This window comes from Streptomyces sp. NPDC028308, from assembly GCF_055565855.1.
This window is the reverse complement of sequence record NZ_JBVHTO010000005.1, coordinates 494,982-506,112: the sequence shown is the minus strand read 5'-3', so window position 1 is coordinate 506,112 and position 11,131 is coordinate 494,982. Positions and strand designations below refer to the sequence as shown.

6 protein-coding genes and 2 pseudogenes are annotated in these 11,131 nt (G+C 65.8%); 7 read left to right on the top strand and 1 reads right to left on the bottom strand.

Going from position 1 to position 11,131, the window contains the following annotated elements:
• Positions 1-543, bottom strand: a pseudogene (locus ACZ4VA_RS14475) (IS5 family transposase); the annotation flags it as partial.
• Between the two features lie 103 nt (positions 544-646).
• Here ACZ4VA_RS14475 and ACZ4VA_RS14470 point away from each other — a divergent pair.
• From ACZ4VA_RS14470 to ACZ4VA_RS14440, 7 genes and pseudogenes are all read left to right on the top strand, one after another.
• Positions 647-1,108, top strand: coding sequence for an SPW repeat protein (locus ACZ4VA_RS14470; protein WP_468081502.1), 462 nt, complete (start codon positions 647-649; stop codon positions 1,106-1,108).
• A gap of 381 nt (positions 1,109-1,489) precedes the next feature.
• Complete coding sequence (locus ACZ4VA_RS14465) at positions 1,490-3,175, top strand: ribonuclease J (protein ID WP_355794100.1); 1,686 nt, start codon at positions 1,490-1,492, stop codon at positions 3,173-3,175.
• Between the two features lie 342 nt (positions 3,176-3,517).
• Positions 3,518-3,994, top strand: a complete 477-nt coding sequence (locus ACZ4VA_RS14460) for a hypothetical protein (RefSeq protein WP_355793705.1) — start codon at positions 3,518-3,520, stop codon at positions 3,992-3,994.
• Between the two features lie 634 nt (positions 3,995-4,628).
• Positions 4,629-7,915, top strand: a pseudogene (locus tag ACZ4VA_RS14455) (RHS repeat-associated core domain-containing protein).
• A 107-nt stretch (positions 7,916-8,022) separates the two neighbouring features.
• Entirely contained in the window at positions 8,023-8,220 is a 198-nt protein-coding gene (locus tag ACZ4VA_RS14450; RefSeq protein ID WP_355792902.1) for a hypothetical protein, read from the top strand.
• Positions 8,221-8,939: 719 nt separating this feature from the next.
• The gene (locus ACZ4VA_RS14445) at positions 8,940-9,071 is read left to right on the top strand and encodes a hypothetical protein (protein ID WP_356165807.1); all 132 of its coding nucleotides are present in this window, start codon (positions 8,940-8,942) and stop codon (positions 9,069-9,071) included.
• Between the two features lie 1,463 nt (positions 9,072-10,534).
• Positions 10,535-11,131 (top strand): toxin-antitoxin system, toxin component, encoded by a 597-nt coding sequence (locus tag ACZ4VA_RS14440; RefSeq protein WP_468081481.1) that lies wholly within the window; start codon positions 10,535-10,537, stop codon positions 11,129-11,131.

Sequence of the window (11,131 nt, the reverse complement as noted above, 5' to 3'; positions counted from 1 at the left end):
GTCGGCCGGGTCCGCTTCGCAAAACACGGATGCCGGCCATGACGGTCTCGAAGGCCGGGGCGTCGCCCGCCTGGCCTGCGGTGACGCGAAGGGCCAGTGGCCGTGCACGGCTATCGCTGGCGAGGTGGACTTTCGTGCTCAGGCCGCCGCGGGAGCGTCCGAGGGCGTGGTCGTCGGGTTCGGCCCGGCCTGGTGCCCCTTTTTCCTGGCGCCGGCAGCATGCTGGTGAGCCCGGCAGACGGTGGAGTCCACCGAGACGGTCCAGCCGATGTCGGCGTCAGCGTCCGCTGCTGCCAGAACTGCGGCGAGGATGCGTTCCCAGGTGCCGTCCACGGCCCACCTGATCAGGCGTTTATGAGCGGTCTGAAACGAGCCGAGTTCATCCGGCAGATCCCGCCAGGGCGAGCAGGTGCGGTACTTCCACGCGATGGCTTCCAAGGTTCGGCGGTGGTCGGCCCATCGTCGACCGCGGACCGGATCGGCTGGCATCAGCGGCTCGATCCGGTCCCACATCGCATCAGTGATCACTAATCGGACAGACACATCCGGTCAACTGACCACCCGATCAAGGAGACACGCTCTAGACGCCGACCGCATTGCAAAACAAGAGGTGAAAGCCATGTCCACATCCGCTTCCCGGCCATCCATGGAGATGCACCCGGACATCATCGAAATGCGTGAGCGCCACGAAATGGCCGAGCGTGCCACCAGCACGCCGCAGGGGCAGGCGGTCGGAACGCTTGCCTTCCTCACCGGGATCTACCTGGCGGCCTCCCCGTGGATCACGGGCTTCAACGGACTGTCGACGCTCGCCGTGACCAACCTGCTCGTGGGTATCGCCTACGCGCTGCTGATGAGCGGAGGGTTCGGACGGGCGTACGAACGTACGCACAGCATGGCGTGGGGCGCCTGCGCCCTGGGCCTGTGGACGATCGTCGCGCCGTGGGTGGTCGCCGGTGACGTCAGCACCACGAAGACCGTCGTCAACAACGTCATCACCGGAGCGATAGCCGCTCTGCTGGCCATAGCCGCCAGTGCCGCCACCCGTGCGGCGGAATCCCGCAAAGCCCGATCGGGCATGACGGCGTCGTACCCCCGGCACGGCTGAGTCACCTTTCAAGGCAAGCCTGCCGGGCTAGGCCCTGTCGTTCGACGCCTGGGCTTCCGGCAGCTCGGGCGTCTGCCCGCACCAGCGCACCAGCGGAAAGGTGCGCTGGTGACGGCTGTGCTCAGACCGATTCCGCCGTCGGAACGACCGTGCGGTGGGGGCGAGCAGCGGCCTGAAGCACGTCGAGCCGATCATGCGCCTTGGCCGGCGTTCGCCGTACGCTCGGCAGGAGATACCGCCCTCACCCTCCCTTCCCGGGGCGGACGGCGCGAGCCCGCCCCGGGAAGGGAGGGGGCACGCGAACAGCCTCCGTGCGCCGACAGGCGCGCAGATCGCATGGGCAATGGATCAGCCATTCCCGCTCTCCGGTAGTTTCGAGACATGAGTCATCCGCATCCAGACCTCAAAGCCGCCCCGCCCCTTGCCGAAGGAGGGCTGCGGGTCATCGCCCTGGGCGGCCTGGGTGAGATCGGCCGCAACATGACCGTCTTCGAGCACGCCGGCAAGCTACTCATCGTCGACTGCGGTGTGCTGTTCCCCGAGGAGACCCAGCCCGGCGTGGATGTGATCCTGCCGGACTTCACCTCGATCCGGGACCGGCTGGACGACATCGTGGCCATCGTTCTCACCCATGGCCATGAAGACCACATCGGCGGCGTGCCGTACCTGCTGCGCGAGCGGTCCGACATTCCCGTCGTCGGCTCCAAGCTGACGCTGGCGTTCCTGGAGGCCAAGCTCAAGGAACACGGCATCCGGCCGCGCACGGTGCGGGTGCGGGAGAGCGACCGGCGCCGCTTCGGGCCCTTCGACTGCGAGTTCGTCGCGGTCAACCACTCCATCCCGGACAGCCTCGCGGTCGCGATCCGCACCAGCGCCGGGATGGTGCTGCACACCGGCGACTTCAAGATGGACCAGTTCCCTCTCGACGAGCGCATCACCGATCTGCGCGCCTTCGCCCGCCTCGGCGAGGAGGGCGTGGACCTCTTCCTCACCGACTCCACCAACGCCGAGGTACCGGGCTTCACCACCTCCGAGCGTGAGCTGAACCCGGCGATCGAGCAGGTGATGCGCACCGCGCCGCGCCGGGTCATCGTCTCCAGCTTCGCCAGCCATGTGCACCGGATCCAGCAGGTCCTGGACGCCGCCCACCAGAACGGCCGCAAGGTCGCCTTCGTCGGCCGCTCCATGGTCCGCAACATGGGCATCGCCCGCGACCTGGGCTATCTGAAGGTCCCCTCCGGACTGGTCGTGAGCACGAAGGAGCTGGAGAAGCTCCCGGACCACAAGATCACTCTGGTGTGCACCGGCTCGCAGGGTGAACCGATGGCGGCGCTGTCACGGATCGCCAACCGCGACCACATGATCCGCATCGGCAAGGGCGACACCGTCCTGCTCGCCAGCTCCCTCATCCCCGGCAACGAGAACGCCATCTACCGGGTGATCAACGGCCTTACCCGGTGGGGTGCCCATGTGGTCCACAAGGGCAACGCCAAGGTGCACGTCTCCGGGCACGCCAGCGCCGGCGAACTCGTCTACTGCTACAACATCGTCAAGCCCCGCAACGTCATGCCCGTGCACGGCGAGTGGCGTCACCTGCGGGCCAACGGCGACCTCGCGATCCGTACCGGTGTCGACCCCGACCGGGTCGTCATCGCCGAGGACGGCGTCGTGGTCGACCTCGTCGACGGGCGCGCGTCCATCACCGGCAAGGTTCCGGCCGGCAACGTCTACGTGGACGGCATGGAGGTCGGCGGCGCCACCGAGGCTTCCCTCAAGGACCGCCTCACCCTCGCCTCCGAGGGCGTGGTCACGGTGGTCGCGATCGTCGACGCGGACACCGGCGCCCTCGCCGAGGCCCCCGACTTCCTGGCGCGTGGCTTCGTCCACGACGACGCGACCTTCGAGCCGGTCATCCCCGTCATCGAGAAGACCCTCGCGACCGCGGCCGAGGAAGGCGTCGGGGACGCGCACCAACTCGAACAGCTCGTCGGCCGGGCCGTGGCGAACTGGGCGTTCCGCACCTACCGCCGCAAGCCCCTCATCATCCCGGTCATCATCGACGCCTGAGGCCGGCACAGCTGTGCTGCCGGCCGGCTCCTGAGTATCAACAGCCCGTCGGCACAGCCGAGTCATGAAGGTCAAGCATCCCTGGCAAGTGCCCGTACCGGTGCGGGACGGCCAGACACGGGAGGTCGCCCCGCAGGGGGTGACCTCCCGTAGTGCTGCCAGACGGACAACGCAGAGGAGTTAGCCCGGCCGAGGCGGCATCCGACCCTGGCTACGCAACTGGGCGGCAAAGCAAGCGAGTTGCTGTCAACTTCCTTGTGGCGGAGGCATGACACAGGGCGGTGCAGGCACTACGTTCCCTGCTAGGTCTATGCCAATGCATGGCCGGAAGGGGAGGAACTCGTGAGGTTCACGAAGGTCCCGGTGGGGCTGAGCAGAGCTGCCGTCACGGTCACGGCCATGGCGTTCGTCGCCGTGCTGGGCTCAGCCACCACAGCCAGCGCGGGTGCGAGTTGCAGCGTGGCCGGGTGTTCGTCGTCAGTCAACGACACCAACTTGGGGGCGACGGCGCTCAAGAACTGGTGCCGGGCCGGCGACAGCACAGGGGCGTGGACGGCGACCCAGCCGACCTGCAAGAGCGACGACGTGGCGCAGACGACCTACTACCTCTCCGTGAACGGTGGCCACACGCCCTACCGCGAGGACTGGGACACGCTGCGCGTGGACGCCGGGTACTGCTACAAGGTGAAGTTCATCGTCGACCTGGGCTCGGACTTCACCCGGACCTACGACCGTCGCGGCACGACGGCCGCGTACGTGAAGGCCGCGGACAACGCGGACGCCCACGTCATCGGCCAGAGTTCCAGTTCCTGCCCGTGATCGGGACCGTGCCGCTCCGGTAGCGACGGTTACTGACGGTCGGACGTCGGCCGGAGGCGATCCCCGTGCGGAGAGGGGAGGTTGTCGCCGCGTTGCCGTGGCGGCACCTGAAACGGACGGCGGGGTCAGCTTCCGGCTGGGCTGGAGGATGGTGTTTCCTGCCGGCGGATCCTGCTTGCGGTCATCGGACACCGTTGCGCCGGACCGCCCGGCTCGGCCAGTTTCCAGCCGCGTGGCGGGGTGTTCAGTTCCGGGTTGATGTGGAAGCAGGCGGTCCGACCGGAAGGGGCGACGGATTTCGGTCGCTTCCGAACACGCCGACAGGTCTAAACCTTCTGGGGCCGTGACTCCCGAGTGCCGTTTTGCGGGCTTTTACCGGGCTTGCGGCGAGGAAGAGGTGGGGCTGATTCCAGGGTGAATGAGGAAAGCGATCGGGGGTATGGCTCGAAAATTTGCACGAGTCCTGTGACAGGTTGTGTGTTCCTGGTGACTACCGGGGTTGCCGGGGCTCATTCTCCTGTGGGGGGAAATCGTGCACTCACGTGCCTTTGGCGCGCCCGCTCGGCGTGCCCGCAAGAGAGCAACTCGCTTGTCCATCGCGTCCGTTGTGGTGTCCGGTGTGCTCGCGCTGTCGATGCTGCCGGCCGCCACCGCTTCGGCGGACGACCCTGAGCCGGTCTCCGCCTGGGGCAAGGACGCGCCCCGTTTCACCATGCCGGAGGTGAAGGTCGGTTCCAACGAACCGGTCCCCTCGAAGCCGGAGAAGACGCCTTCGGAGGAGCTTCAGGCCTGGCGTGCGGCGCAGAAGGAACATGCCACCAAGCCCACCGCACCGGGTCAGAAGGGCTCCCGTTCCGCGGCGCGGGATGCCGGCGCTCTGAGCCTGGTGCCGGAGGGCCAGGGGGATGTGCCCTGGCACCGCATCACGGAGTTCGCGATCACCGACGCGCTCACCGCGCGGATCGACTACTCGACGGGCAACCTGATGCTCGCCGCGACCGACTTCCAGGTCGCCGGCGTGGGCCGGAAACTGACGCTGGCGCGGACCTACAACTCGCTGGACGCCCCCTGGGGCAAGGTGTCCCAGCGGTGGTGGCAGCAGTACGAGCGTTACCTGTCGCTCTCCTCGAGCACCGAGGCCGTCTTCTACGACGCCAGCGGTGCGACGCTGCGGTTCAAGAAGAACACCGACGGCACGTTCGCCACGCCCAAGGGGTACTCGCAGGAGCTGAAGAAGAACAGCGACGGCACCTACACCCTGTCCAACTGGAAGTCCCATTCCAAGGACACCTACGACGCGAACGGAACCCTGACGAAGGTCACCGACCGCAACAAGGGGACCATCACCGTCACCCAGCACGACGAGGGCAGCGAGCACAAGGGCTTCAAGCTCACCGAGACCCGTTCCGGGCGCTGGGTCGACCTGCTGAAGACGGACGCCTCGCAGTGGCAGGCCAAAGACCACACCGGCCGCACCGCCGTCTTCGACCTCGACCCGGCCGGCAACCTCGCCACAACCACCGACACCGAAGGCAAGTCCACCGTCTTCGGCTACGACTCCTCGCGTCGCATCAACAAGATCACCACCGCCGAGGGCCGTGTCACCGTCTTCGCCTACGACGACGCCAACCGTGTCACCTCGATGCTGCGCGGCACCGGCTTCAACAGCGACGGCCACACCGGCCCGACCTGGACCTACGTGTATAGCGCCGACTCGGCGACCGCGGCCGGAACCACCACGACCACGGACCCGGAGACCCACGCCACCAAGACAGCCACGACGCGGACGGCCAGGTCACCGAGGTGACCGACGCGCTCACCCACAAGCGGTCCACGAAGTTCGACGCGAACCACAACATCGACTCCAGCACCGACGCGATGGGTTCGGGCACCACGCCGGGCAACGTCACCGAGTACGGCTTCAACACCCGCAACAACCTCGAGACGGTGAGCCTGCCCACCGGCGGGGCCACGGTCAACCACTGGCAGACCATCGCCGGCTCCGGTGACGTGCCGTCAGACTCCACCAACCCCGACGGTGAGAAGACCGAGTTCAAGTACGACACCGCCGGCAACACCATGTCGGTGGCGCAGACCGGGACCGGCGGCGGCAACGTCTCCTACACCTACAACTCTTCCAGTCCGACGTGCGGCGGCTTCGAGGGCCAGCGCTGCACCGAGAAGACGAAGATGACCTCGACGAAGACGGTCACCACCGCCTTCCACTACGACGCCAAGGGCAACCTCGACACCGTCACCCCGCCCGCACCGCTTGCCAAGACCACGTACACCTACGACGCGCTGGGCCGCACCGAGACGATGACGGACGGCCGTGGCATCAAGACCGTGTACGAGTACGACGAGCGCGACCGCATCAAGACGGTGTCCTCCACCAACGACACCGTCCGCTACTGGTACGACGGCGACGGCAACCTCAGCCAGCGCAGCGACGGCACGGGCACCATCACCTACAAGTTCGACCCGCTGCAGCGCGAGACGATCCGCACCCTTCAGGACGGCTCGCAGACCTTGCTGGCCTACACGCCGGCGGGCAACGTCGACTACTACAAGGACCCCGTCGGCACGACCGACTACACCTGGAACAAGGTCAACAAGCTTGAGCAGCTGAAGGACCCCCAGGGCCGGATCACGACGTACAAGTACAACAGCAACGACTTCCGCACCACCACCACCTATCCAGGTGGCACGGTGCAGGAGGTCAAGCCAGACAAGAGCAGCCGCCCCGAGTCCATCAAGGCCACCTCGCCCCAGGGCACGTTGGTCAACCTCTCCTACACCTACGGCTACGGCACGAACGCCTCGACGGACGGCAGCAAGATCCGCACCAGCACGGACAGCGTCTCCGGGCTGAAGCGGACCTACAGCTACGACGGCGCGGGCCGCTTCTCCTACGCCAAGGAAGAGAAGGCGGGCGCGATCGCCGACTCCTGGCAGTACTGCTACGACCTGGCCGGCAACCTCACCAGCCAGGGCGCCGACCCGGGCTGCCCGCGCGGCACCACCTACACCTACAACGACGCCCAGCAGTTGACGAACAAGTCTTCTACGACCGGGACTTGGTCCTACGACGCCATCGGCAACGAGACCGCAGCCGCCTCCACCGACGACTACATCCGCACCGGCGAGAAGTGGTCGGACTACTCGCAGATGACGTCGATCACCGTCAACTCCAAGACCTACGCGGGCCAGTACGGCTCCACCGACCAGAGCGAGCGCATCAAGCTCGGCGACACGTTCTTCCACAACGGCCCGCTCGGGCTGTCCGCCAAGACCACCGCGGGCGTGGACATGGGATTCAACCGGGAACCCGGGGGCACCTTGAACTCCATGACGACCGGGGGCAAGGCGTACTACTACCTCACCGACGCGATCGGCAGCGTCATCGCCCTCACCGACGAGGACGGCAACAAGGTCGACTCCTACACCTACAGCCCCCGCGGCGTACGCATCCTGGCCCAGTCCACCGAACCGGTCGCCCAGCCCTACCGCTTCGCCGGCGGCTACCAGGACCCCACCGGCCTCTACCACCTCAAGGCCCGCTACTACGACGCCAACATCGGCCGCTTCACCCAACCCGACCCCTCCGGCCAGGAACAGAACCCGTACCTGTACGCCGAAGGCGACCCGGTCAACCGCATCGACCCCAATGGACTGCTCAGCTTCGGCGATGTCGCCGACTGGTTGGACAGCTCTAATGACTGGGTGGGAGCCGCAGTCGGATGTGTCGCCGGTATCGAGGCAGCGGCAGAAACCGGGACTATAAGTTACGCCTCAGCAGTCGGCGGCGTGGTCGGTGCCGGCGTCGGCAGTGCTGTGGGTGCCGGAGTCGCCGTGGCGACAGGCTGCGCGGTCGGAGCGGTAGCCGGCTACTACAACTCTGACCTCCTCACATACGGGTAGAGCCGTTGGCGTGACTCGACGTCTGGGCCGGGCCCCCGGCCCAGACGTTTCGGAAGGCAGCAAGCACCGGAATCGGAAGAATGCACAGTCGGGGTAAGAGGAGACTCATGATTACGGAAGCGATTCGGAAAACGCTGATCTTCTCTGCTATTGCGATAGTGGCGGGCGTGTGCGGATGTATCGCTGGTACCGCAACTGGCGACAAACCGCCCATTTTCTTCGGGGCGGTTGCGATTGCGGGCGGAATAATCTTGGCCGTCATGGCCGTACTGGCCAAACGTAAGCAATCGCTGAAACCGGAGTGAGTCGGCGAGGCCTGGTCCGTCTGGTGTACCTGCGCCGGTACCACACTCTCCATGTGGGTCAATGGATCTCTTCGCGTACGGAAGTGACCTACGCCGCCTTCCTGGACGGCTGGGGCGTCGCGAGTGGAGAGCGCCGACCTTTGCCCGCCGCGTGCAGTCGCTCCCAGTCGCCCACTGCGTGGGCGGGGACGATCGCGTCGACGGCGCCGGCCCGGTTCCGTGTTGAAGTGGACTGCATCGATGGCGGGGAGCGGACCCAGCCCAGCCGCACCACGTCGTCGCAGTCCGCACGGCTGCCGCACGCAGGCGGCCTGTTCAGGCTCGAGCAGATTGTCGACGGCGACCACGACATAGAGCCCCCCGGCGGTGTACGCATCCTGGCCCAGTACAGCGAACCGGTCGCTCAGCCCTCAAAGGCGACCCCGTCAACCGCACCGACCCCAACAGCACCGTCAGCCTCGGCACGGTGCTCGACGCTGTCGGCAAGGGCGGAGATGCCATCGCTGCCGGCCCGTTCGTCGGACAGTTGATAACCGGTGACTACAAGGCAGCGGCTGGAACGGCGATCAGCTTCGCGGCCGACAAGGCATTCGCCGCCGGATGCACGTACCTGACCGGCGGGGCTGGAGCAACCCCCTGCGCAGTCGGTGGGATGGCAGTAGGGAAGGCTACCGAAGCGGCGTACAACGACACGCTCTGCCTGCGACGAAGGAGACATCATGCAATCAACAGCAGAATCGACTGTAATCGCCTACAAGGGACTTGATGGCGTCCCTCTCTGGCTGGTATTCGGAATCGCCATCCTTGCCTTCATCGCCTTGGCCGTCGCCCAGGCTCGCAAGAGGAAGTAGCAGCAGCTGGATCCTTACGGGGTTCTGCCCGATACCGTCGTCTCCGGTTACGTCGACACTTTTCTCCATGGCTCCGCTCGGGAAACCGAGGTGACTGAGCGCCTATACGTAAAGGCTGTGAGGTGCCGCAGGCTACTACGAAGGGGAATCCTCACCTATGGGTAACGCGTGAAGAGCAGCTCACTCGGGAGACTAGGGCTCTAGCTCACAGTTGGGTCGAGAATTCATTCTCGACCCAACCAGCTTTTCCTACGGAATGCATCCGAAAAGGTTCGCCGAGTGAAACAATAAGAAAAGTGCGGACCTTTACGCAGTTTCGACCACAGGAGGGATATAAGCATTCATTATGAGAAAGTTACTGACGATGCTGTACCGCTTGCACTCGCTGTGATCGTTCTGGGGTCGGATACGGCGCCGGCGAACTGGGCGAGAAGGCCGCAACCAGCGTCCTGAACTAGACACCGCTAAGCAGCAGCCAGCAGACAGGAGAGCCACATGCCACACGTTCAACTTCTGGCCAAGGGTGCCGGGGAGGGTACTCCGCCCTTCTGGATCATCGCTGTCGCTCTAGTCGCTATCGTCGGTGTGGCGTTCTTGGTGGGCAAGGCCCGCAAGCGATAGCAGCATTCAGGGAACGCGAGAAGGCCTGGCCTCTCGTCCGGTTGGCCTGTGCCAGAAATTTCCCGGGCGGCAGCCCGTTTAAAGGCACCGCCTTCACTGCTGTGATGCTTGCCATCTTCATCATCCTGGCCATGGTTCTGGCTGTGCGCAGCAGAAAGAACAAATATCACGAGTAGGCACCTCGGATCTCGGACCGTCGGCTGTCCCGCCCCATCAGGGGTAGGGGGTTCGACCGGGAACCCGAGGCACCTTGCGCTTTGACGGCGCTGGCAGTGCCGGTCTTGCACCTCAGCGCTGAGCTCCCACCGCTGGCGGGTCAGCTGTGCGTCAGGGCGAAGACCCCGATGCGCCAAGCTCTGAGCCTGCCGAGCGAGTTGGATCCGAGACCCTGGGTCTGCCTGCGACGGACAAGGCATCGCGCAAGCAAGCGCAGAGTCGACCGTCCTGGCCTGCAACGCGCTTGACGGCGCCCCTCGCTGGAGATGCTGGACTGGCGGAACCGCAAGGTCTTCCCGACCGCACAGACTTGCTGGCACCTGCAACAGCCGGGAGGGGGAGGCAGCAGCCCAGCCCCACCCCTGGACAGCGGCTCAAGTGCAGCTCGCTTCGCTCGCCGTTCCGAAGGCTGGGGCGAGCAGAGCACCCCCGGTTGGACGGTGTCCGATGGGCAGCTACCCGCGACTTCGCACCTTTCGCGAGCCGTTCAACAAGATGAAGCCAGCACATCCTCCGTTGTGTTGTCATGTACCAGCGCTATGTTCGGACTGTGCGGATGGCGTCGCTCACGATGCGCTGCAAGATCTTTGTCCGCCGTCCGATCGTGATGGGCTCGGCTGGGGGGAATGGTGTTCGAACAGCGGAAGGCACGTCAGTCGCTCGACGACCTGGTGAACGGGGTCAGTCATCTGACGGCTCCCGTCCCGCCCGATGTACTGTGCGCCGCCCTGTGTGAGGTGATGGGGAAACGGCGAGCTAGGGACATCCGGTTCCGTACGAGCTCGTTCCCACCGGGCACTGCGAGCGGCATCGCCCTCGATCTCGGGGACAAGGACCTCGTAGTGGTCGAGAAGAATACGGCTCCTGACCATCAAGTCATCATCACCGGACACGAGCTGCGCCATCTGGAATTGGGTCACTGTCACACCGGTCTCTCCGGCACACCGGCGGCCGCCCGTCTTCTGCGGCACGACGCCGAGCTGAAGGAAGTGATCGAATCCGTGCTGGCGGTCGCGGGCAGGCACAGCCCTCTCCTCGCGGCACCGGACGAGGCGAAGGCAGCTCAGCACGTGAAGGAGGAGCAGCAGGTCGAGCAGTACGGACTGGCGCTCGCGCACGCCGTACGTCACCTGCTGCCCGGTGCGCAGACACGGATCCCCGATCTTGGCACTCCCGCCGGACGCATCGAGGCGGCTCTCGGATACCGGGGCGCCCGAGGCTGA